Here is a 23766-nt window from a genome sequence, read left to right as displayed (position 1 = left end):
TCGGTTACAGCAGCCAATGCAGACAATAGAGTGAACGGTTCCCGACGCTGCGCCTGCAAGCAGCAGGAGCGAGAAGGCGCAGCCGAATGCCGGCAAACGTCGCCGGCTGCTCCGCAGACAGGAATGCTTTAGCATAAAAAAAGAAGACGATAGCACACAAGGCTTCGTCTCCGGTCATCCGGTCGATATGTAATTGCACTTTAGTTTATATGAAATGCATCTATCTGCCGACGCCCTGTATGGGCTTGCTGTGCCGGATGACCGCGCTGCTGCGGTCTGAATCGGCTTCAAAACGCTTGCGCTCCGTTCTTTCAATCTGCACAATACGACCGTCATGAACAACAATTTGAACGGATCCGTATTCCAAACCATTTAAGCTTTGAGCGATACGCTCGTTCCACAGTTCGTTGACATTGAATTGCTTTGCCATACTTGATCCCTCCTGTAACCCATCGTTGAATGCTTCGAATGTATCAGGTCATTTCTACGATATTTCCGATGCACATACTGGGTTTTGTATGAAGTATATGATGGATGAATAGGTATGTCAATGGAAATCTCAGTTTTTCCCAAATTGGCATGAATGCGGTATACTTCACGATTCCAATCTAGTTCTTTCAGCACAAATAGGGGATCTAACGTTCATTCCCCGCTTCTGCTTTTATATCAGGAAGATTTTTAGTTTGTCCGTTCAGACAGGCAAATGTCTCCGGGTGAAGGTGTGTCCTTCCTGGAATCATGTGATATTGAAAACTTTTATATCAAAATAGAATATTTCTCTAATAAACCCGATATGAATAGTAATATTTTGCGTTTATAATGAATTTGTTACCAGACATCAACCAGACATCATTTGGCGTGAAATGAACACATTCCAAACAGAAAGGATAGGCAGGTATATGACACTTCAACCCAAGGTTGTCATACGCGATGCGAAGGATTCGGAGAAAGAACAGCTGTGGGCGGTTTTACTCGAGGCCTACCGGCAATACGCAGACGTTATTCCTGATAAATGGGAAGCCTACCGGCAAAATATATACGATTCCGTCTATCAGGATGGCGCTCTCGTACGAATTGTAGCCGAGATCGACGGACAAATTATCGGCAGCGCCCTGCTCTATGACTCGGCGGATTCTGCTTACGGTAACCCCGATATCGTCATTCCTTCACCCGTTATGCGCCTGTTAGCCGTGTCGCCACGCGTCAGAGGAAAAGGCATTGCCGCACTGCTGGTCAAGGAAATCATTGAACGCGCCAGATCGCTTGGAGCCGACTCTCTGCATTTACACACATCGGACATGATGGCTGCTGCCATAAAACTGTACGAACGGTTGGGCTTCCAACGCGCCTATGAGACCGATACGCATAACGGAAGCACCTTGGTCAAAGGCTACAGGATTGAAATTAAAAGAGCCGATTATCCGCTTGAAGCCTGAATGTATTTTGCACCCGTCAAATCATAAACGCCCGGAATGCTCCGGGCTCTTTGCGTTTATCGGCTTATGCCATATTTACTTCATATACAAGTGGCAGCTTACCGCATGCCCTTCCTTCCACTGAGCTAGCACCGGAGCTTCTGCCTCGCAGCGCGAGAACGCATACCGGCAACGTGACTGAAACGGACAACCCGACGAAACTTCCAACGGATTGGGCAAGTCGCCCTTTAATATTATTTTTTCCCGTTTCGCATGCCGGGCATCCGTTGGAATGGAAGATACCAAAGCTTCCGTATAGGGGTGGAGAGGATGATCATACAATTCCTCCACCTCCGTGATCTCCACCACTTTCCCCAAATACATGACGGCCACCCGGTCGCTCATATAATGAACAACATTCAGATCGTGTGAAATAAACAAATAGGTCAGCGACAGCTCCCGCTGCAGGGATCGCAGCAAATTCAGGATCTGCGCCTGAACCGAAACATCCAGGGCCGATACCGGTTCATCGAGCACGACAAATTCCGGCCGGAGCATCAGCGCTCTTGCAATGCCGATTCGCTGGCGCTGTCCGCCGCTTAATTCATGCGGATAACGGCTCCCAAAGGAGGAGTCTAATCCAATGGTTTCAAGCATCTCGTCAACCCGGCGTCTCCGCTCCTTTTTGTCCCCCAGCCGATGGATCGCCAGGGGTTCCTCTAATAACCGGCCTATAGTAAATCTGGGATTTAACGACGAATAAGGATCTTGAAAAACGTACTGAATGCGTTGGCGAATCTTCCGCGGGTGCATGGAATGACTGCCGTCAAGCTCTGTGCCGTCATAGATGAGTTTTCCGCCGCTTGGCTCCAATAATCTGGCCGCGATTTGGCCGACGGTCGACTTCCCGCAGCCGCTTTCGCCCACAAGCCCTAACGTTTTTCCCTTCCCGATGGAGAGAGATACACCGTCTACCGCGCGAAGAGTTTGAGCTTTCCACGGCCATGATTTCCGCAAATAATGCTTTTGAATATGCCTTAACTCGATCAGTCGATCAGCTGACGGCATCGGCCTTCACTCCTTCCCCGGCAGCCAAAATGCACCTTGCCCTGTGGGCTTCATCGATACTCAAGAAAGCAGGCGCTTCCGCCGTACAGCGTTCCGTCGCATACGCGCACCTGGGAGCGAAGCGGCAGCCTGTCCCCCGATCCTGCAAAGCGGGAACGGTTCCCGGTATCGAGTAAAGCGCCTTTTGTTTCTTGGCGGGTGTCGGAATCGAATGAAGAAGCCCTATCGTATAAGGATGCCTTGGCCGCTCGAAAATATCGTCGACCGTCCCTTCTTCCACGATATTTCCCGCATACATGACGGCAATACGGTCGCACATATCGGCAACGACGCCCAAATCATGCGAAATGAGAATGATGGACGTTCCATCCTCTTCCCGGATTTTCTTCATGAGGTCCAGGATTTGAGCTTGGATCGTGACGTCCAAAGCTGTCGTCGGCTCATCCGCGATCAGCAGCCCGGGATTGCAGGAAACAGCCATCGCAATCATGATCCGTTGGCGCATGCCTCCGGAGAGCTGATGCGGATATTCGGATAACAGCGCTTCCGGCCGTGAAAGACCCACTTTACGAAACAGTCGGACCGTACGTTCGACCGCTTCCTTGCGCGAACAGCCCAAATGAAGCCGGAACGTCTCTATGACTTGCGTCCCCACGGTTAAGCCGTCATTTAAGGAGCTCATGGGATCCTGGAACACCATGGATAGCTCTTTTCCCCGGAATCCCCGAAGCTCCTTATCTCGTAATTGATGAAGCGGGTGCTTTCCTTTATACCAGATTTCGCCTTCGGTCATTTGCATGGCATTCGGCAGAAGACCCAGCACGGAAAGCGACAATACGCTTTTCCCGCAGCCCGATTCACCAACGATCCCTACAATTTCCCCTTTTGACACGGAAAGAGAGACGCCGTCGAGTACGGATAACCTCCCTTTGCCGCGGGCTTGGTTTAGCTCCACCCGCAAATTGCGTATTTCAAGCAATGGTTGTTGTTTTCCCGTCTTGACCCCGTCGTTCAACGCCTTCTACCCCCTTTTATCCCGTATGTCCCGGATCCCGTCGCTCAGCAAATTAAAGCCCAATACCGACAATGTAATGAAAATGCCGGGCGCCAACGTATACCATGGAGCTTTGCCCAAATAGCTTTGGGACTCGTTGAGCATCCTGCCCCAGCTGGGATCGGGCGGTTGAACGCCAAGCCCCAAATAGCTGAGAGCAGCTTCGATCAGTATGGCCGCTGAAAAGTTTAATGCCGCCGTCGTAACGATCGTAGGGGCGATATTCGGCAAAATTTGTTTGAAAATAATATTGGCATGCCCCGCCCCGATGCCTTTGGCCGCCTTCACGTACTCCGCTTCCTTATGCTGCAGCACCCCGCTTCGAATCACCCGGGAAAACGACGGAATCGACAGGATGCCTATCGCGACCATCGTTTGAAACATGCTCGGTTCAAAAATCGTGACGAGCAGCAGCGCAAGCAAAATTCCAGGAAAGGCCAGCAGCGCGTCCGTTGCCCGCATGAAGAGCTCATCGACCCATTTGCCGATATATCCGGAGAGGGTGCCTATCACCAGCCCGCATGCGAGCCCGATGGCCACAGAAACGGCGCCGACCGTAAATGCCGTCTGCGCTCCGATCATCACCCGGCTCAGGATGTCTCTTCCAAAATGATCCGTACCGAGCCAATAGGTGACATTCGGGGCCTGCAGCCTGGCGGCGATGTTCATTGCATTGGCTTCATGAGGCGTATATACCAAGCTGATCAGCATCATCAGGAATAAAAAAGATACGAAGGAGAGGCCGAGGATAAGACTGTAATTATATTTCGTGTTCATGGCAAATGGCCCTCTACATGATACGAATTTTGGGATCCAGCCAGCGGTACGAAAGGTCGACTACAAAATTGACGATGATGACGATGAAAGCAATCAGCATGACCAGCCCCTGGACCAACGGATAATCACGGTTTCCAATCGACGTAATGAGCAGGCTGCCGAATCCCGGAAGCGTGAAAACCTGCTCAATCACCAGGCTTCCCGCCAGCACTTCTCCGAAATTAATGCCCACGACGGTAATAACGGGAAGCAACGCATTTTTCAGCACATGCTTATACTGAATGACGGTTTCCGACAGACCCTTGCTTCTTGCGGTACGAACATAGTCCAGGCTCAACTGCTCAAGCATCGTCGTCCGTAAATACCGGACGACGACCGCGATTTGCGGAATCGCCAATGCGACCGAGGGCAGAATCATGGACTTGAAGGCTAATCCCGGGTTTTCGGACCAAGGCACATAGGTACTGACCGAGAACCATTTTAAGATGAGGCCGAACAGCAGGATAAGCATGATCCCCATCCAGAACGAAGGTACGGCCAGGCCGAACTGCGTCCCGACCGATATGATCATGTCCATCGCCTTCCCGCGCGACCGTGCAGCAATGATTCCCAGCGGAACCGCCGTAACTACGGTAATCGTTAACGCCATAAGCGCCAACGAGAGCGTCACGGGGAACCTGCTCGCGATCAGATCCAGCACCGGTTCGGAGAACCGCAGCGATTCTCCGAAATTCAGGACAAAGACACCGCCGAGCCAATCCGCAAATTGCTCGTGCAGCGGACGGTTCGTGCCCAGTTTGGCCTCCAGCATTTCGATTTGCTCATCGGTCGCTTCCGCCCCCAATATAGCCAGAGCCGGGTTGCCGGGAATGATGCGAAAGACAGCAAAGGTCATCACGACAACAAAAAACACGGTAAGCAGGAGAGTCAGCAATCGGCGTATGAGATATTCCATCCGATCTATCCCCTTCGCCCGTTACTCGGTATAATAAACGACCGACAAGTCTTGCACGTATAAAGGATACTGCTTATACCCGGCAAGCTTTTTGTTTAAAGCCACATTCAAATTCGGATCCATAATGTATACGGCAGCCGCATCCTCCGTGAGGATCGTTTGGGCTTTCTTGTACAGCTCAACCCGCTTCGCATCGTCGATTTCCGTGACGGACGCTTTTAGCGCAGCATCGAACTCCGCATTTTTATAATTAAAGAAATTGTTGGACGCGTCGGACAAGTATTTATTAAGGATTTGATACGGATCAAGCTTCCCGTCAAGACCGATGATCGTCAGCTCGTAATCCCTTCCTTTATAGATACGATCAAGCCACACCGCCCACTCTACCGGCTTGATCGTCACCTTAATGCCGATTTTCCCCAACTGCTGGGCAATGACTTGTGCGGTGTCGACGTGGAATTGATAGTTGGATGGAACCGAAAGCGTCGTTTCAAATCCGTCTTTGTAGCCAGCCTCGGCCAGCAGGCTTTTTGCCTTCTCCAGGTTGGTTTCGTAGGCTTGCTCAAGACCTTGCTGATAATATTTGGCCAGAACAGGACTGAGGTTGGAGCCCAGCTTCGTTCCTTTACCGAGGGCGACGCCGGCGATAATCTCATCTTTATCGATCGCATAATTTATCGCTTGTCTTACTTTAATGTCGCTAAACGGCTTCTTGGCCAAATTAAATGTCATGAGCTGCACGAGATTTTGCGGGGCGCTGACGGAATGAAAACGATCCGCAACCTCTTCCAGCCGTTCCGTGCCGATCCTTGGATAAATGTCGGCCTCACCCGATTTTAAGGCGATCAATGCGGCTTCGGCATCGGTGATTATACGGAACTCAACGCTGTCAAGCGAGGGAACATCCGGCACGTAATAATCCTCGAATTTCTCGACGGATAACCGCTGCCCGGGCAAATATTCCTTGAACTTGAACGGACCGGTTCCAATCGGTTTTTTATTGCTGTCCTCATAGCCGTTTGGAATGACTGCGGACGTCAGAGAGGTCAGAAACGACGAGTTGTTTTCCTTCAACTTAATAACAATGGTGGACGCATCGGGAGCTTCGATCGATTGAACGCTGGAAAACGCCGACGACAAAGGTTTCCCCGTAGCCGTTCCGGCCAGCCGTTCATACGAAAACTTCACATCTTCGGACGTAACCGGATTGCCATTATGAAACTTCACCCCGTTTCGAAGCTTGAAGCTATAAGTCAATCCATCCTGCGATACCTGATACGATTCGGCGATGGCGGGATACAGTTCTCCCTTCTCATTAGGTTTCAGCAAGCCTTCAAATACATTAAACAGCACTTCCGCCGTCCCCGCCGCCACAGCAAGATGAGGGTCCAAATAGTCCAAATCCTGTGGAATAATGACGACGACATTCCCCCCCGCCTTCTTTTTCCCGCTTTGCTCTGTGCTTTGCTCTGTTCCTGCCGGCTCTGAAGGACTTGTTTTAGCCCCGGAATCGGCGGAAGGGGGTGAAGACGTCTGTGTACCGGCGCTGCAAGCCGAAACAAATAACGTCACCATTGCAATGGCAAGTAAGTTTGTGAATCTGAATTTCATTACGGATTTCTTCATTTTTTTCCGCCTCCCATTGAAAATTCAAGAAATATGCATCGTTGCCGCGACCAGCAGCCTGGGCAGATCCGCAACGGAAGAAATCGTACGAACCGAATCGATCTCCTCGATCCCAACGTTACCGAACCGGTTAATCAGGCAGGATTCCATGCCCACCTTCGAGCTGCCGATGACATCGTCGTAGTAGTTGTCACCCACGTACAAGCTTTGCTCGGGCCCAACTCCTGACACTTGTAAAGCTTTTTTGAAGATTTCTACATCAGGCTTCGCCACGCCAACCTCGGATGAAACGATAATGTGATCGAAATATTCCGACAATTCGTTTTCCTCCAGCACTTTCCTTGCGGTCAGGTCCCAATTGCTGATCAGACCGAGCCCGAGAGACCGTTCCTTCAGCAGCTGCAGCACGCTCGGAACGAAGGGATACGCCCTCCAGAATAAGCCGCGACACTTCTCGATTTGGCGGAGACGTTCGCACTGATCGCTTAAAGGAAAACTTAATTGCAGCGTATAGTTCAGCACACCGATGTACCATGGGTAGAAAGTATGCATCTCCTGACCCAAGGCTCCCGGATATTCGCGCATGAACAACTTGTCGGTCAAATGATAGGCATGCTCAATGCTTTCCAAACCGATATCGATGCCTTGCTCCAGCAAAAACTGGCGGTATACGGTTTCTCTTTCCTGGTACACAAGCGTATAGCCTAGATCGAACCAAACAAAGGAAACGGGCATTCTTTTTTACACCGCCTTTACTTTTATTCGCGCAAGATAGGCAGCCAAATCCTGGAAGGTCGGCGGCCGTCGCGATTTGGATTTCGATCATATGTCGGAAACAATGAACTTGTAATATCCAGCCTGTGCAGGTCAAGTGAGGCGGGCGATTCGCCGCAGCGAGCCACTGCACGGCTCCGGCGTAGGAAAATCCGTACATGCCCACCTTTGGAACCGTGTACGGAAGAGACGCCGCCCATTCGATCGTGTCATATCCGTCCTGTCCGTCATCCGCATAAGGTTGGAAGTCCCCTTCGGATACCCATCTGCCCCTTGTATCCTGGACGATCACCACGTATCCGTGGCGGGCATACCAGCTCGGATGCGCATAATTCATCGTCTGGGCATCCTCTTTATTATACGGCGTTCTAAGCAGTAATACCGGATGCCGCCTTCCGTCATCGGGCCGGTATATATCCGCGTATAACCTTATGCCGTCCCGCATCGGCACGGGCACATTTTTCTCAAGTATCAGCCTCGCCGTATCGGACATCCTTTCCGCTCCTCCCCTCCTGCTGCATGTGGATCAGAAACAGCTATAAAAAAAGACGCCCTATCTGATGATGAGCATCAGATATCGACATCTCCAGTTGACTGGTAATGAAAGTATTCATACAAGTTTAGTTGGTTATATATGGGAGTAATAGTAGCATACGTATATGAAAATGGTCAATAGATGTTTTTTTATAAGGATGAGTTGACAAGAACTCATTTTCTGATTAGGATTCAACTATAAGCTTCTAATTTCTGCTATTTATGAAGGTATTTGTTAGCCGATGGATCGACCAGACCGACTGGAGACACTTTCTTTTGCCGCAGAAGGTGTCTTTTTTTATTTTTATTCCCCCCATCAGACATAGGAGTGGTGTCCATGGCCCGTAAGAGACAAATGAAATTATCGGCCTACTTGGTCGGAACCGGAATGCACGCTGGCTCATGGAGGCTTGAACAAGCCCATCCGGGAGCAAGCATCGACATCGACTATTACCGCAGGCTGGTTCAGACCGCCGAACGCGGTAAATTCGACATCGCCTTTCTCGCGGACAGTTTGGCGATTAATGATCAGTCCCACCCCAATATTCTGAACCGCTTCGAGCCGATTACGCTCATTGCCGCATTGGCGGGGGCCACATCCCGTATCGGACTTGTCGCAACGGCCTCTACTTCTTATATCGAACCGTTCAATCTCGCGCGTTTATTTATGTCGGCCGATCATATCAGCAAAGGGCGAGTCGGCTGGAACATCGTCACGACGCGAGACTTATCCGGCAGCACGGCCCGAAATTTCGGCGCCTCGACCCATCCGGAGCTCGCCCTTCGCTATCAAAAGGCGGCGGAATTCGTAAACGTCGTTCGGGGTTTATGGGATTCATGGGAGGACGACGCCTTTATTTTCAATAAAGAAACCGGCGTTGTCTTTGATCCGAACAAGCTTCATCGCATCCGGCACAAAGGGGAATTTTTCGAGGTGGAGGGTCCGCTGAATATCGCACGCTCTCCCCAAGGGCATCCCGTACTCGTTCAGGCGGGGAATTCTGAGCCCGGACAACAATTCGCGGCTCAAATCGGGGAAATCATTTTTGCCATCAAATTTAACTTCGAAGACGCAAGGCAATATTATCAAGCTTTTAAAGAACGAATCGTGTCATTCGGCAGAAATCCGGACGATGTCTACATTCTCCAGGGGATCTCTCCTGTCATCGGAGCAACGGAAGAGGAGGCGCGCCTAAAGCTAAAGAGGCTGGAGAGGCTGCTTCCCGATGATACCATTATGGGATTTCTCGCCGATTATTTTAGGGAACTCGATCTAAGCCGCTTTACGCCGGAAACCGCCTCTAAAGAAGCCGGCTTACATACCCTAAACGCCATCCATCCCGATTATCGCAAGCATCAACCGGTGATCATCCGGGAAAACCCGACCTTAAGGGAAGTTTATTCGTTAATCATCGGTTCATTCAGCGGCGATCACCTCATTGGAACCCCGGAGAAGATTGCCGATACGTTGGAAAAATGGTTTCTTGAAGGCGCCGCAGACGGTTTTATGCTCATGTCTCCGGCCTTACCGGACGGCCTGGAAGAGTTCATCGATCGGGTGGTCCCGATTCTTCAACAACGGGGCTTATTTAAAAAAGATTATGAAGGAACCACATTGAGGGAGCATTTCGGTTTACCCGTTCCGCCCAACCGCTTCTGCCGCCAAACCGTATAGCTGCATGAAAAGAAGCGCCTCCGTTTAAGATCGGGAGGCGCTTCCGCCATATTATGGATGAACTGTCGCCGCCTTTCTGAGCCGGGCGTTCCTCTCCGCCAGTTTTCGTTTAAAAAGAGGGAGTGCTTTCTCGCCGAATATCTCTGCCTCTTCGAGGTGCGGGTAACCGGACAAAAGCAAAATGGCCAAACTACTCTTCAACAACGGGTGTTCCATAGGTATGGAAGCTTGGGATGGTAGGCGTCCTCCACGCTTGACCTTTGGCCCTTTCCGCCTGCGTCCATGTCACCGTTTCCCAATCCGGCGCAAAAATAAAATATCCGCCGGTGGCTAGTTCTATCCGATTGCCGCCCGGTTCAAAGCAATATAAGAATAAGGTTTGCTGGATCGCATGCTTTGCCGGACCGCCTTCAATCACAATATCGTTCTCCACATAAATATTGGCTGCGCGCATGAGATCATCCCATGAATCTACACAAAACGTAATATGATGGAGTCTTCCCCGACGGTTAGTCGCATCCAGCGTATAGACCAACTCATAGGATTTTTGTCCGGCATACAACCAGGAGCCCGCATGAGTTCCATTATCCAAAACAATTTGTTCACTCACCCTCAGCCCCAATGCATCCTGCATAAATTGACTGTTGGGTTCCACTTTCTGAGCTAAATAATTGATATGGTCCAACTGCCGCACACCTACACCCTTGCCCGTGTATTTTTGCGGCTGATTTTTCAACGCCGGGCGTAAATGCTCAGGGGCTTGGTACTTTTCGGCTTCAAAATAAATTTCCATCTGATGACCGTCCGGATCCATAAACCGGTAAGACTTGCCATGACCGATATCGCCATCCGTCCAGCCTATGCCATATCCGCTTTTTTCAATCGCGGCATATCGGCGTTCCAAAGCTTGCGGAGAATAAGTCCGCAATGCCGTATGACCAATGCCCGGCTGTTTCGATTCCGTTAATTTCATACAATACCTTTCGTATTGTCCCCATCCGCGGAGATACACCGACTGTCCGGCACGCCCCGCTTCTTCCATACCGAGAATATCCTTAAAAAACCGGAGGCTTTCATCCGGTTTGGGTGTCAAAAGCTCCACATGACCCAGATGCGCAATATCTCTGATTGGCTCATGATACGAATCCATCCTCATTCACCTCTGAAATATCATTTTTATTTCTTCAGAATGCCATGAGGATCAATGACATATTTCCTGGCGGCTCCCTTATCGAAAGCCGCATAGGCTTGAGGGGCTTCATCCAGCGATATGACCGTCGCATTCACTGCCTTTGCGATTTGCGCCCTGCCGCGAAGGATCGACATCATCAATTCATAATGATATTTCATAACGGGAGTTTGCCCTGTCACAAATGTATGCGCTTTCGCCCAACCCAATCCGAATCTGATCTTCAGGGTTCCTATCTTGGCGTCTTCATCTAGAGCACCGGGATCTCCCGTCACATACAAGCCCGGAATCCCCAATTTGCCTCCTGCCCGCGTGACCTGCATGATCGAGTTTAAGACCGTTGCCGGTGCCTCCGAATGTTGAGGTCCGTGTCCATGAGCTTCGAATCCTACACAATCAACCGCACAATCGACTTCCGGCACACCAAGAATCTGTTCGATTTGTTCCCCCAAATTGTCATGCTTGCTTAGGTCGACCGTCTCACATCCAAAGCTTCTGGCTTGCTCCAATCGCTCCGGGTTCAAGTCTCCAACTATAACTACCGCGGCCCCCAGCAACTGTGCCGAATGTGCAGCAGCTAACCCTACAGGGCCCGCGCCTGCCACGTAAACGGTGGAGCCGGGTCTTACTCCTGCGGATACCGCTCCATGATAGCCCGTTGGAAAAATATCTGAAAGCATCGTCAAATCGCGAATTTTCTCCATGGCCTGGTCTTTATCGGGAAACTTTAACAGCTGGAAGTCTGCATAAGGGACCATGACGTACTCTGATTGACCTCCTACCCAGCCTCCCATATCCACGTAACCGTACGCAGAACCAGGACGATCCGGATTTACATTCAAGCAGACGTGTGTATGCTGTTCTTTACAAGCGCGGCAGCGGCCGCATGCAATATTAAAAGGAACCGACACCAAGTCACCTTTTTGGATAAACTCTACATCCCGGCCAACCTCAATCACTTCACCCGTGATTTCATGTCCCAACACCAGACCGGCGGGGGCTGTTGTACGGCCGCGTACCATATGCTGATCGCTGCCGCAAATATTCGTTGTTACAACCTTAAGGATAACGCCATGATCACACTTGCGTCCGACATTTTTGGGGTTCACTCCCGGGCCATCCCTGAGAATTAATTCGGGATATTGAATATCTTCAACCGCTACGTTCCCTGATCCCTTATACACAACCGCCCTGTTCCCTGCCATGCTTTCTCCTCCTTCATCGTTTCATTAAAATAATTCAAAAATGAATTCTATATTGATCAACAATATTGATTGCAGTTCAAGTATAGTTTTTTCATATTCGTATGTCAATGCAAATGTTAAATTTATCCTGCGCTGCGCACAAAAAAAACGCCCTGCCACTGGACGTTTTAAAATATGCCTAAAGCAAATATTGATAGTTCTGTGCAATGGTTTGACGCACATTAGCCACATGGTTCTTAATCGCTTCTTCTGCTTCCTTTTCATTATGCGATTTGAGGGCCTGAAGTATTCTCTCATGCTCTATAAAAGACTGCTGATTTCTCCCCGGGACTAATATGGTTTTGAAGTGAATGCGATTTAATTGCGTTTTAATGGTGTTGATTAATGAAATAGCTTGAACATTCTTCGATGCATTGTATATGACATTGTGAAATTCACGATTCAATAAGGAATATTCGTCAAATCTGTTCTCTTTAATATGTGAATTCATGGTCTCGAGAATGTTTTCAAGCCGTTTGATGTCGGCTTCACTGATGTTCTTAGCAGCACTTTTGGCCACTAATCCCTCAAGAACCTCGCGTATTTCCATATAATTGATGACTTCCTCAAGCGTAAAAGATTTGATGGTGGCTCCTTTGTTGTTTTCCACTTCAACCAAGTTTTCCCGTTCCAGCATCATAAGCGCCTTTTTAATGGTATTTCTGCTGACACCTATGGCCTCTGCAAGCTGGTTTTCCGTTAATTTTTGCGATGGTTTGTAAACACCGGTCAAAATTTTTTCCTTAATATATTGAAAAGCAATGTCCGTTTGACCGCCCATATCCTTACCCCATTTCTTACCATGTGCTTAATTTAGATATACAAAAAAGTTGAACAATACTATCATACAATATATTTTTTTTATGAAAATGTCAATACAAATAAGAAAAAACGGGTTTTGCGCCGCACGCAAACCCGCCCGTCATTTCCTTGTAACTACCCGCATTACCCAGGATTGCTCATAAGAACGTACTGAGATTCTTCATCGTCAACATTGTCAACACGATTTCCTTGCCGTTCTTGCTTCCTCGCTCTCGTAATACACTACATTTTCTTTTTCCAAAATCCCTCTCAAATTATAAAAATCAAGGCTTAGCTCTCCTCTTTCGATTCTGGTCTTGGTATTTTCCTCCTTGGCCATTCTTTGGTTAGAGCTCTCCAGTGCAAGCTTGAGGTCTTCTTTTTTCACAAAAACAATTCCGTCATCATCAGCCATCACCAAATCTCCGGGGTTAACAGAGGCTCCGCCGCACACCGCCGGTGCATTCACCCAGCCACCGCGTGATTTCGTCGAGCCTTGCGAGTGAATGGCTTTGGACCAAACCGGAAATCCGCATTCTCTGATTTTGGCTACATCGCGGATTCCCGCTTCGGTAACGACACCTTGAACTCCGCGTTTCAAAAGTGCATTGACGATGAGCTCCCCTATCATACCCGTGCGGCTTTCCCCGATTGTCGTAATGACCAGAACATCACCCGGCTTGCAAATTTCGATGGCGGCATGAATCATTAAATTATCTCCCGCATAACAGGTGACGGTGACCGCTGGACCGCAAATCTTATTTCCCGGTTTGACCGTCTGCAATTCATGACTTACAAGGCCGATTTTTCCCTGGGCCTCATATACGGTAGAGACATCAAGCTTGGAAAATTGTTCGATGATCGTTTGATCAGGCCGGTCAATGTTTCTTACAATGTACCTTTCCATCAGTTGAACTCGCCTCCAACATAAGGGAAGCAGCGGCTGAAGGCTTCGGCATATTGGTATTGATTGTTGCCGGAAACCCTGCGGGCGTGATTGCCCCGAAGCTTGGCCTTTGCCCCGTAATATTCAATTAAATGCTTCTGGGCTTTAAAGCAGTTCATCGCAGCTTCCTTCTGCTCGTAGGTTTCGGTAATATCTATGATCACGTCGGGCTTGAAGTCGCTGATTTCGGATTGATGGGGCTCAAAGCCGAATAGGCGCGCCTGCTTGGCCGTCGGATACCCGTCGATTCGCACACCGTTCGAGGTCGAAAGAACACTTGCATCAAATACGAACTTCCCAACGGTCTCATGATCCGGATTAAATGCGTCTTTAAAGCCATGTGTCAAAATATGATGCGGAGCCGTTTCACGGATTTTACAAACCATCCGCTCCATCCGTTCGTCAGTTATTTTCATATGGTAATCTTCATAATCCCAAATTTCCATTTGACGGATGCCAAGATGCTCCGCGGCTTGTTCGATTTCCTGGCGCCGGATTTTTTTGACGTTTTCGACGGTTTGCCCTTCGATATTCCAAAGGTCATTCGATTCCCCTCTAACGCCGTAGCTTAATATGACTAACGAGACGTTAGCCCCGTGCTTGATGTATTTGGCAATCGTACCTCCGCCTCTCCACACAAAATCCGCTGCATGGGCACTGACAACCAATAAATTCGTGTTCTGATCAATCATGCTTTCATCTCCCTTAATTTATTCTTCTACTAAAAATGAAGTATTTTCCACCATCATGTTTTTCAGTTCTTCTTTAGTAAAACCATTATTTAATAAATTGGCAGCAAACATCGCCAACCCTTCATCGGGGTACGGACCGTTTGGTTGACCTAAGTCCGTTGATAAAATACAGTTTTGAGGACCTACGAAACGAATCTGCTCGTATACCGCTTCCCAGGTTGTCTTATTGGAATGAGGCGTGGTAAAACAGTGTTCCATAAATGCCCCTTGTTGAGCCAGCTCTTTTTGTTCCTCCTTTGTAAAATCGATAGAAGGAAAATTCGGATGCGTAACTACGATTTTCTTGACTTTTAAATCAACGGCTGCTTTCACTAAAGCGAATGTCTCCGCCTTCCCTAAATGCCCGGTAGCGAGGATAAGGTTATAATGCGAGATGATATCCAAAATATCGTAAACTTCTTTTTTAAGTTTGGATTCCTCCAATATGGATATACTGGATTGGGTTTTTCCTTGTTCAATTAATTCCATCTGCAATTTGGCCCAAAAAGGTAATTTGGTATGGGATCCTTTTCTAAAAAACTCTTGCTCGTTCGTAGCGTCAAATGTAGGCATCCAAACAATTTTCGCTCCATCGCGGGCTGCCATTTCTACAGCCAGAGGGTTGAGTCCACCCACTGAATTATTTAAGCTGATCGCTCCAATCAAGTTTACGTCGGGATAAACTTTATGGACTAATTTCGCCCGTTCTGCCGTACAAAAATAGTGTGATTTTATTCCATATCCTTTCATCCCAACTTTTCGGATGCGTTCCGCCATTTCAAGATCGTCAAGCTTTCTGGACATGACATCCGGTCCCGTGTGAACATGCAGGTCATAGGCCCCTTCAAGCAATTCTGGATACACATGATTTCCTCGCTTTCTTAAGAGTAAGGTCAATTAATTGAGTTTCATTAAAGTTTTCAATATTGTTAAACAATATTGCGCAATAATGATTATAATCCGCTGTTTGATTTATGTCAATTGCATCATTGAAACATGACATCACCAACCAAGCATCGTCTTAAGCTCCATTATGGCTGCTTCCTGCTTCTTTAACAGCTGTATATAAGCATCTCCTTTCGTCAGATCAACCTTCATGCCCAATTCGCTCGCTTTATTAATAAATTCCGGATTGGTTTCTGCTTTCTCAATAGCACTCTGGAGCTTTGCAATGATTTGCGGATCAATGCCTTTAGGCCCTGCTATACCTCTGGATGCATAGGTGATCGAATTCTCGAAACCCACTTTTTCTTTCATCGTAGGCACATCCGGAAGCTTAGGATTGCGTTCCGGCCCAAAAACACTTAGAGCCTTTAACTGACCGCTATGAACCTGGTCAATCGCTCCCCCGATTTCCCCAATCAGTACATCGACATGACCGCCGAGTACACTTGCTATAGCTTCCCCCGTACCGCCAAATTGAACGAATCTAAATTTCGTTCCCAGTTCTTTGTTCATTGACAATGCAATCAAATGATTGCTTGAACCTATACCATTGCTGGTTACGGATATCTCGTTATTTTTTGCATACTCAATAAGATCATTAATAGTTGCAAAACGTTTATCGTCAGGACGTACAGCAATGAGTCCTTCATCAACCCCGTGATTAATAATATGTTCAAAGCTGTCCAAGTTCTCTTTTCTATTGGCGGAAGGGTTGATATATCCAGTAATTAACGCCGGATTAACGATGACACCAAGGGTGTAGCCATCAGGTTTGGCATTCACTAAATCGGCGTAAGCTACCCAACCTGCAGCCCCCACCTTATTTTCAACCACGACCGGAACTCCCAAATCCTTCTCTAAATAAGAGGCTAAAAGACGCGCACCCAGGTCAGTTCCCCCGCTTGCGGCAAAGGGTACAATGAGCTTAATCGGCTTATTGGGCCAATCGATTTGCTGAGTTCCGGCCGCCCCCTTACCGGCTGCATCCGTAGAATCATTAGAGGACCGCGGGGTACATCCAATAAGCGCTCCAAGGGTTAATACAATAATGGCAAAAGCAACAAACGTTTTTTTCATAGCAAGCCACCCTTTATCATTTTTTTATATAAATTTTATCCGAACGTCTATTCTCACATGGACGCCAAATCTTACATTTCCACATCTTCTGTAACGGGCCGTTTATTTTTTATCGAGGCAACGATGCTGATGAGCATGGTGAGAATGGCGATCGATAAGATCGTCCCGGAAAGCGGTCTCGTGAAGAACCCGAGAACATCCCCCTGAAAAATAGTTAAAGACTGCAATAACGTTTTCTCTAAAAGAACGCCTAACACATAAGTTAAAATAATGGGAGCCAGTGGAATTTCAGCCTTTTTAAATAAATAGCCTAGAATTCCAAAGACCAGCATTGCCCCTACATCAAACATGCTGTTATTCAGGCTGTACGTTCCAACAATTGTGATCATGATAATGATCGGCAAGAGAAGTTTAAAGGGAATCATCGTAATTTTCGCCCACACATTGGCCATCGGCAGGTTCATGACTAACAGAATGGCGTTTCCGATAAACATACTCGCTATAATTCCCCATACCAGGTCCGGGTTTTTCTGGAACAGCGTCGGTCCCGGAGTAAGACCATGCATAATAAAAGCGCCTAACAATACCGCGACGGTAGGAGAGCTCGGAATCCCCAGTGTGAACAGCGGAATTAATGCGCCACCGCTGTAGGAATTGTTAGCCGTTTCCGGCCCGGCCACCCCTTCCAAAGCCCCTTTTCCAAAGCGGGAAGGATGTTTAGACAGCTTCTTTTCCATAGAATAGCTAAGAATCGTAGGAATGACCGAGTTGGTTCCCGGAATTAATCCGATCAGGAAGCCCAATATGCTTCCCCTGCCGATCGCTTTCATAGAAGGTCCCCATTCCTCCTTTTTAGGAAGCAGACCGTTCACCTTAGAAGGTACTGCAGCTTTCCCTTTCAAGTTTTCTTCGGCATTGATAAATAGTTCGGAAAGCCCGAACATCCCCATCGCAATGGCTATAAAGTCTATACCTTTCATCAGTTCCGTTTGACCGAAAGCAAATCGAATGATGCCGGAGCTTTGATCCTGGCCAATAAACGCTATAGATAAACCGAAAAGCGCTCCGATAACCCCCTTCAATAAGGATTTTCCCATTAATCCAAGCAGCAAAGAGAGCCCTAAAATCACCAAAGCAAAAAATTCAGGAGGACCAAAATTAAGCGCCTGCTTCGCCAGAAAGGGGCCGATTAAAACTAACCCGACAATGGAAACAATGCCTCCGATGAACGAACCGATACCCGCGATCCCAAGCGCTGCCCCCGCTCGACCCTGCTTGGCTAACGGGTGGCCGTCCAGACATGTAATTAACGAGGAGGCCTCCCCTGGGGTATTAATCAATACGGATGTGATGGTTCCTCCGTACATGCTTCCATAGTAAATGCCGGACAGCATGATAATCGCAGATACCGGCTCAAGTGCAAAAGTCAAAGGCAAAAGGAGCGCCGTTCCTGCTGTAGGACCCAATCCGGGAAGAACGCCGATGAACATGCCGAATGTAACGCCCAACAGACAATACAACAGGTTTTGCCACGTAAGCGCTGTCTCGAATCCAAGCAGTAAGTAACCTAACGATTCCACGATTTCCCCTCCTACCATCCCAAGTCATTTACAGGTAACGGCACCTGTAAAAGGATTCCGAAAACCCAAAATACGATGAAAGATATCGAAGCGGAGAGCCCTAAACTCCAATACCATTTATAGCCCCGCATAAACAAGAGAAATAAGGTTATCGTACTGCCAATTAAAAAACCCAATAAAGGTGCGATAATGATAAATAGGATGAAAGAACCCGCGCATACCAAAACATTGATAAGCCCTTCACCTTTAGGCAAAATCCGGGAGAAAAGAATGATATCTTTTTTTAGCGAAATGACCAGATAGATTATGGAAAAAACGAAAGTGAGTCCGCTCACCCACCGTGGCAGCATCCCGGGACCCGGGCCGTATTCGCTGTAATAATCCATCGATAATGATTCCCAAAACATGATTCCGCTATAGAGGAGAAAGAAAACAGCCATGTAAACACCTAAGTTTTTCAAATGAAGCACATCCTTTATTCATTCTCGCATGAACTTTTATCCGTTTTCACTCGTGCCAAACCCCTGCTTATCAGACTTTCAATTTTTACCTGGTTAGCGCTTTCAATCTCTCGCCTATGATTTATTGTGGTACGGATTTATTCATTAATGCTTCAAGAACCTGCACAAAATGACCGGGAACCTTCATATCGAAATGGGATTTTAAATCCAGGTCAACGATCTGCTGCAGCTTTCCCTTGGTCGCCAAGGATACAGAGTAATCCAAATCCAGATCCTTCAATGTGCCGATGACTTCTTCCATCTCCGCTACTCTTCTCTCCGCATGAATAGCAGTACGTGTAAGAAGTAAATTGGCTAATTCCTCAGTGGAATGGCTAGATAGGGTCCCCCGGATGGAAGTCAATATTTCTCGGTCAATTCCTGATTTATAAGCTGCAGTCAATGTTTCCAGAAGCAAGGCCGTAAACCCTTTCATAAAAATGCTTCGAATCATTTTCATTGCTGAAGCGCTTCCGGCCTCCTCGTTGATATAGGTAATGTTCATTCCGTATCTCCCCATGACATCCGAAAACTTACGTGCACCTGTACCACTGGCCGAAATCGGAACTTTATGGCGGTGAGGAGGAACGGCTTCCATGACTGCCGCATCTGCAAACCATACGCCTGCTTGATCCATAAGCTTAGAAATTTCTTGCTTTACTTTTGGAGATGCCGAATTCATATCCACATAAATTTGCTCTTTTCGCAAAAATGCAGCGGCTTCTTGAGCGATCATAAGCGCATACTTGGCACTGGTTGCACAAAAAACAATGCGGCTGCTTTCAATTAATTGCTTCAAAGACGAAGTTAAAGTCACATTAGCCAAATCAGCCCTTTCTTTAATGATAGCCCCAGCCACCGGCTCTGCTGCCATTACGTCGAATGCGAAGATAGATGAAACTCCCTCGGACACTAAACCGCTCGCCATATGAAATGCTGCTTCACCGAATCCGATGAAGCCTATACCCGGTTGGTTCAATGTACTAACCTCCCTTTATCAGTAAGCAATCAAATACATGAAAGTTGAAACATATAGACTACAATAATGTTCAACAATTATGTTTACAACAAAAAATATAACGCATCTGCAAATTCGTGTCAATAACTTAGCAAAAAAAGTCGAAAAATTGGAGCCTGTTACAACAAATATTGATAATTATTTTCTATTGTTTTTCGGACGTTAGAGATGTGCTGCTTAATGGCCAACTCAGCCATTGCCGCATCATGGTTTTTCAAAGAAGCAAAAATCATTTTATGTTCATTGAGAGAACTTTCGTTTCTTCCGGGAATGAGCAGTGTTCTGAAGTGGAACCGCATTAACTGCGTTTTTATCATACTCACCATTTCCGTCGCTTGTATATTTCTGGATGCATTGTAAAGTATATTATGGAATAACCTGTTTAATTTGGAATATTCATCAATTTGATTTTGCTTCATACAATGTTCCATTCTTAATAAGAGCTGCTCCAGCTCATCAATTTCTGTATCCTTTATATGCTGTGCCGCCGATCTGGCAATGATCCCCTCCAAGGCTTCCCTTATTTCAAGATAATTTTTCACTTCTTCCAAGGTAAACGATTTAATGGTCGCTCCTTTATTGTTTTCAATGCTAACCAAATTTTCCCGCTCCAGCTTTAACAAAGCTTTTTTCACAGTGTTTCGGCTTACGCTTATCATTTCCGACAACTGACTTTCAATCAATTTTTGAGTTGGTTTGAAAGTACCGTCCAATATTCGCTCACGAATATATTTATAGGCATACTCTGTTTGATTACTCATTATCTTTTCTCCTATGATAAAGTTTTATTGAACAATTTTGTAATACAATTATGTGCAAAATTAATCATAAATATTTCGTAAGTGGATGTCAAGGAGCAAATGAATGCGCGCCACTTCCACTTTTTTGAAGGAAAACGGTTCGATTCCTCATCCTAATTGACACCTGGGCTATTTATGAATATAATCACATTTGTTATAGCAACTTTTTAAGGAGAGGGCTGGATTTGATGCTTCCTTTACAAGAATATATCAGCATTTTTATTCATCAGACCGATTTAACCCTCACCAATTATATTAAATCCAAGCTGGCTCCTTTTCAGCTCGCGCCGGAGCAGAATTTGATTATGATGCTTCTTTGGGAAAAAGACGGCCTTAATCAAAATGAAATTGCCGAGAAGCTGAAAAAAGATAAAACGAATATTGCCCGTATGGTCTATAATCTGGAGCAAAAAGGCTTTATTCACAGAGTGGTCGGAGAACACGACCGGCGTTCACTAAGGGTTTTCCTGACGGATGAAGGAAAAAAATTAGGCGAGCAAGTCATTCCCATAGCCGAGGAATTTAATCGTTTGGTATGTAAAGGAATTACCGAGGAAGAGCTAACCGAGTTAAGACGAATCCTTACTAAAATGAGTTCCAATATGGAGTAGGAGCTTTTCTCCGTCTAATAGTTGCTATAACAACAAAATAACAGCATCGATGGAGGTTATTATGGCTAAGGTACTTTTTGTCAAAGCAAATCCCCGCCCGGTTGAGCAAGCTGTCAGTGTTAAGCTGTACCAGGCATTCCTCGAAAGCTACAAAGAATCCCATCCCCAGGATGAGATCATTGAATTGGATCTGTTTAAGGAAAATTTACCGTATTATGATGCGGATAAAATTAATGGGATGTTTAAATTAGCCAAAGGATTGGAACTTACTCCGGAGGAACAAGCGGCTGCCCATACGGTAAATCAATATCTGGACCAATTCCTTGCCATGGATAAGATCGTATTCGCCTTCCCGCTCTGGAACTTCACTGTTCCTTCCGTACTTCATACGTACTTGGATTATCTGAGTCAAGCAGGCAAGACCTTCCGGTATACTCCAGAAGGCCCCGTCGGGCTGCTTCAGAATAAGAAGGTTGTTTTGTTAAATGCAAGGGGCGGCGTCTATTCCAGCGGACCTGCGCAATCTGCCGAGATGGCAGTCAACTATGTAACCAATATTTTAAACTTTTGGGGAGTAAAAGACATCACAACCGTCATTGTAGAGGGGCACAACCAATTCCCTGACAAGGCAGAAGAAATTATTCACGAAGGACTTGTAAAAGCGACTACTTTCGCAAGCAGCTTCTAATTAGACAGCGTCAATCGGATGATTTCACTTATGAAGCGGATGATCTACAAGATGATAAGCGTAGATCGCCAGTTCGAGGCAAATTCGTTTATGCGGTTTTAAAAAATCGGGGCCGAGCAGTTCTTTGCATTTTTCCAGACGGTGGTACAGCGTTTGTCTGTGGATAAACAACTGTTCCGCCGTTTCCTGTTTATTCCCCATGTTTTTAAAATAGACGGAAAGTGTTTCCAAAAGCGGAATATCGGTTTCGTCCTCAAACTTGAGCAAAGGTCCGATATGGTCATGAACAAATTTTTTTAACAACCGCGTATCCGAAATATGGGTCAAAATTTGATAGACTCCCAGTTCATCATAAAAAGGGCTGGCTCCCGGCAGCAGAATGCCGATGTTCAATGTTTTGTCCGCCTCGGCAAAACTGAAATGCATATCGATCAGTCGTGTCTTCGGCTGGCTGAACCCTACGAACAGATCGAGATTCCCACGGAAATTATGGGATAGATTTTGCCGGAGCTCATGCAAGGTTTTTGTTAACTTTCCTTTAAAATCAAAGGCTGAAAAAGAATACGATTCCTTAAAACAAAGGATATATAATTGATTTTTTTTATTCAGCAGCAAGCAGTGAAATCCTTGCTTTCTCAATAAAGTACGGCATAATACGAGCAAATCCTGCTTGACCGATTCTATTACTTCCTCATTTTCATGCTTCAGGTCGTGAACAATCTGCATGATTCCCGCCATAAAATAATAATCTTGCTTATCTGTCGGCTGCAAACCAATGCGCGCGCGCATCGCATCTTCCTGATGAACATTGCCTATTAATAAATCTTCCATGAATTGCTGTTGGGTTTCCATCGCTTTTTCTTCGAGAAACAATTTTCGGAGGAGCACGTGAGCTGTCGCCTGTATCGCATAATCAAGAATAAACGGCAAATGGTCTGATACGGTCTGGTCGGGCAGCAACAGCGCTATATATGAAAGGGTATTTCCAAAACAAATGACCGGCTGGATCATAATTTTCCGGGAAGCGTCAAAAGGCAATTCGCATAAGGAAGAGACGACATCCGCTCGTCCATCTACAAGCCGCTGATAAGTTTCGAGCTCCGTGTGATAGCTGGAAGGAATGGCATAGGAGTTGCCGACGAGAGAATAAAAAAGTACCGGATATTTGGTCCGTTCATGCAGCAATTGAAGAATCGGTTTAATTTCGGTAGATTGAAGCGTCAATTTTTGTAATTCCCGGGACAACTGTTCCAATTCCTGCAAAAAATGATGGTGTTTATTAATAAGCCATGCATGCAGATCCTGGGTAATGTCGACGAAACGGACCGGTTGTTCGAAAGCAATGAGCGGGAAATGGTGTTTATCGGCCAATTTGATCATGTCACCGGGAATGGTCGTCAGATGTTCTCCCAATTCAATGCAAAGTCCGGCTGCTTTTTGTTCAATTAATTGATTCATATAAATATGCCGGATTTTTATACTTTTAAGAGCGACACCGGTTGTCAAGATCAAATCGTCTTCATTGACGAATGGGCTCAGATGGGTAGTTTCCACAATATGCACCCAGCGTACGTTACGGCGTATTCCCTCGTGACCGGCAATGATGCGAGCATGGCGGAAAAGAGGACGTTCGAGAATGGCTTCGACGGTTAATTTGTCATCATAATCCATGACGTGCCTCCCTTAATGACTTGATTGACAATATGTCTAATTATTTACAAGATCATTAAACACTTTGTCAGCTAAAAAGATGTTAAT

Annotated in this window: 25 protein-coding genes; 4 read left to right on the top strand and 21 right to left on the bottom strand. The window is 46.8% G+C overall.

Annotated features, from left to right (window positions below; translation table 11 throughout):
- Positions 1-4 precede the first annotated feature (4 nt).
- Together IJ22_RS26230 and IJ22_RS03660 are read right to left on the bottom strand one after the other, a co-directional pair.
- Entirely contained in the window at positions 5-160 is a 156-nt protein-coding gene (locus IJ22_RS26230; protein ID WP_160327340.1) for a hypothetical protein, read from the bottom strand.
- 60 nt (positions 161-220) lie between these two features.
- Positions 221-430 carry a YezD family protein gene (locus IJ22_RS03660; protein WP_054817971.1) on the bottom strand — a complete coding sequence of 70 codons (210 nt, stop codon included), beginning with the start codon at positions 428-430 and terminating at the stop codon, positions 221-223.
- Positions 431-899: 469 nt separating this feature from the next.
- On the opposite strand from IJ22_RS03660, the gene IJ22_RS03655 reads away from it, so the two are divergent.
- On the top strand, positions 900-1436 hold the full coding sequence (locus IJ22_RS03655) for a GNAT family N-acetyltransferase (RefSeq protein WP_062407321.1): 537 nt from the start codon (positions 900-902) through the stop codon (positions 1434-1436).
- Positions 1437-1511: 75 nt separating this feature from the next.
- Here the strand turns inward: IJ22_RS03655 and IJ22_RS03650 are convergent, their stop codons facing one another.
- From IJ22_RS03650 to IJ22_RS25955, 7 genes are read right to left on the bottom strand one after another with little or no spacing between them, the layout of a single operon-like run.
- Complete coding sequence (locus IJ22_RS03650; RefSeq protein ID WP_062407319.1) at positions 1512-2483, bottom strand: ABC transporter ATP-binding protein; 972 nt, start codon at positions 2481-2483, stop codon at positions 1512-1514.
- Positions 2470-3498, bottom strand: coding sequence for an ABC transporter ATP-binding protein (locus tag IJ22_RS03645; RefSeq protein ID WP_054817973.1), 1029 nt, complete (start codon positions 3496-3498; stop codon positions 2470-2472). Before IJ22_RS03645 ends, IJ22_RS03650 begins: the two co-directional genes overlap by 14 nt.
- A 6-nt stretch (positions 3499-3504) precedes the next feature.
- A complete protein-coding gene (locus IJ22_RS03640) occupies positions 3505-4314 on the bottom strand; it encodes an ABC transporter permease (protein WP_062407317.1) in 810 nt (269 codons plus the stop codon).
- 13 nt (positions 4315-4327) lie between these two features.
- On the bottom strand, positions 4328-5269 hold the full coding sequence (locus tag IJ22_RS03635) for an ABC transporter permease (RefSeq protein WP_062407316.1): 942 nt from the start codon (positions 5267-5269) through the stop codon (positions 4328-4330).
- A gap of 21 nt (positions 5270-5290) precedes the next feature.
- Positions 5291-6895: an ABC transporter substrate-binding protein gene (locus IJ22_RS03630; RefSeq protein ID WP_062407315.1), complete on the bottom strand. Its 1605-nt coding sequence runs from the start codon at positions 6893-6895 to the stop codon at positions 5291-5293.
- Positions 6896-6919: 24 nt separating this feature from the next.
- Entirely contained in the window at positions 6920-7630 is a 711-nt protein-coding gene (locus IJ22_RS03625) for an HAD family hydrolase (RefSeq protein ID WP_062407313.1), read from the bottom strand.
- Positions 7512-8114: a CocE/NonD family hydrolase gene (locus IJ22_RS25955; RefSeq protein WP_235594326.1), complete on the bottom strand. Its 603-nt coding sequence runs from the start codon at positions 8112-8114 to the stop codon at positions 7512-7514. Before IJ22_RS25955 ends, IJ22_RS03625 begins: the two co-directional genes overlap by 119 nt.
- A 426-nt stretch (positions 8115-8540) precedes the next feature.
- Between IJ22_RS25955 and IJ22_RS03620 the strand changes: the two genes are divergently transcribed.
- Entirely contained in the window at positions 8541-9878 is a 1338-nt protein-coding gene (locus IJ22_RS03620) for an LLM class flavin-dependent oxidoreductase (protein ID WP_062407311.1), read from the top strand.
- Between the two features lie 190 nt (positions 9879-10068).
- On the opposite strand, the gene IJ22_RS03615 is transcribed toward IJ22_RS03620, so the two are convergent.
- The 11 genes from IJ22_RS03615 to IJ22_RS03565 all read right to left on the bottom strand — a co-directional run bounded on the left by IJ22_RS03615 (position 10069) and on the right by IJ22_RS03565 (position 20670).
- Entirely contained in the window at positions 10069-11028 is a 960-nt protein-coding gene (locus IJ22_RS03615) for a catechol 2,3-dioxygenase (protein ID WP_062407309.1), read from the bottom strand.
- 26 nt (positions 11029-11054) lie between these two features.
- Positions 11055-12272, bottom strand: coding sequence for a formaldehyde dehydrogenase, glutathione-independent (fdhA, locus tag IJ22_RS03610; RefSeq protein ID WP_062407308.1), 1218 nt, complete (start codon positions 12270-12272; stop codon positions 11055-11057).
- Positions 12273-12450: 178 nt separating this feature from the next.
- On the bottom strand, positions 12451-13092 hold the full coding sequence (locus tag IJ22_RS03605) for a GntR family transcriptional regulator (RefSeq protein ID WP_062407306.1): 642 nt from the start codon (positions 13090-13092) through the stop codon (positions 12451-12453).
- Positions 13093-13308: 216 nt separating this feature from the next.
- Positions 13309-14019 carry a 4-carboxy-4-hydroxy-2-oxoadipate aldolase/oxaloacetate decarboxylase gene (locus IJ22_RS03600; RefSeq protein WP_062407304.1) on the bottom strand — a complete coding sequence of 237 codons (711 nt, stop codon included), beginning with the start codon at positions 14017-14019 and terminating at the stop codon, positions 13309-13311.
- Positions 14019-14750: a PIG-L deacetylase family protein gene (locus tag IJ22_RS03595; RefSeq protein ID WP_171005846.1), complete on the bottom strand. Its 732-nt coding sequence runs from the start codon at positions 14748-14750 to the stop codon at positions 14019-14021. Before IJ22_RS03595 ends, IJ22_RS03600 begins: the two co-directional genes overlap by 1 nt.
- A gap of 18 nt (positions 14751-14768) precedes the next feature.
- A complete protein-coding gene (locus IJ22_RS03590; RefSeq protein ID WP_062407302.1) occupies positions 14769-15653 on the bottom strand; it encodes a DUF6282 family protein in 885 nt (294 codons plus the stop codon).
- Positions 15654-15791: 138 nt separating this feature from the next.
- Positions 15792-16811, bottom strand: coding sequence for a tripartite tricarboxylate transporter substrate binding protein (locus IJ22_RS03585; RefSeq protein WP_062407300.1), 1020 nt, complete (start codon positions 16809-16811; stop codon positions 15792-15794).
- 71 nt (positions 16812-16882) lie between these two features.
- On the bottom strand, positions 16883-18391 hold the full coding sequence (locus IJ22_RS03580) for a tripartite tricarboxylate transporter permease (RefSeq protein WP_235594247.1): 1509 nt from the start codon (positions 18389-18391) through the stop codon (positions 16883-16885).
- A gap of 11 nt (positions 18392-18402) precedes the next feature.
- Positions 18403-18852: a tripartite tricarboxylate transporter TctB family protein gene (locus IJ22_RS03575; RefSeq protein WP_062407296.1), complete on the bottom strand. Its 450-nt coding sequence runs from the start codon at positions 18850-18852 to the stop codon at positions 18403-18405.
- A gap of 121 nt (positions 18853-18973) precedes the next feature.
- Positions 18974-19870 carry an NAD(P)-dependent oxidoreductase gene (locus tag IJ22_RS03570; RefSeq protein ID WP_062407294.1) on the bottom strand — a complete coding sequence of 299 codons (897 nt, stop codon included), beginning with the start codon at positions 19868-19870 and terminating at the stop codon, positions 18974-18976.
- A gap of 158 nt (positions 19871-20028) precedes the next feature.
- Positions 20029-20670, bottom strand: coding sequence for a GntR family transcriptional regulator (locus IJ22_RS03565; RefSeq protein WP_062407292.1), 642 nt, complete (start codon positions 20668-20670; stop codon positions 20029-20031).
- A gap of 227 nt (positions 20671-20897) precedes the next feature.
- Between IJ22_RS03565 and IJ22_RS03560 the strand changes: the two genes are divergently transcribed.
- Entirely contained in the window at positions 20898-21320 is a 423-nt protein-coding gene (locus tag IJ22_RS03560) for a MarR family winged helix-turn-helix transcriptional regulator (protein WP_062407290.1), read from the top strand.
- Positions 21321-21381: 61 nt separating this feature from the next.
- Entirely contained in the window at positions 21382-22008 is a 627-nt protein-coding gene (locus IJ22_RS03555; RefSeq protein ID WP_062407288.1) for an FMN-dependent NADH-azoreductase, read from the top strand.
- A gap of 24 nt (positions 22009-22032) precedes the next feature.
- On the opposite strand, the gene IJ22_RS03550 is transcribed toward IJ22_RS03555, so the two are convergent.
- Positions 22033-23679, bottom strand: coding sequence for a PucR family transcriptional regulator (locus tag IJ22_RS03550; protein ID WP_062407286.1), 1647 nt, complete (start codon positions 23677-23679; stop codon positions 22033-22035).
- Positions 23680-23766: the final 87 nt, after the last annotated feature.

The sequence above is a fragment of the Paenibacillus naphthalenovorans genome, assembly GCF_001465255.1.
Taxonomy (GTDB): Bacteria; Bacillota; Bacilli; order Paenibacillales; family NBRC-103111; genus Paenibacillus_G; species Paenibacillus_G naphthalenovorans.
The sequence above is the reverse complement of the archived record's forward strand: the minus strand, read 5'-3'. Positions and strand labels throughout refer to the sequence as shown.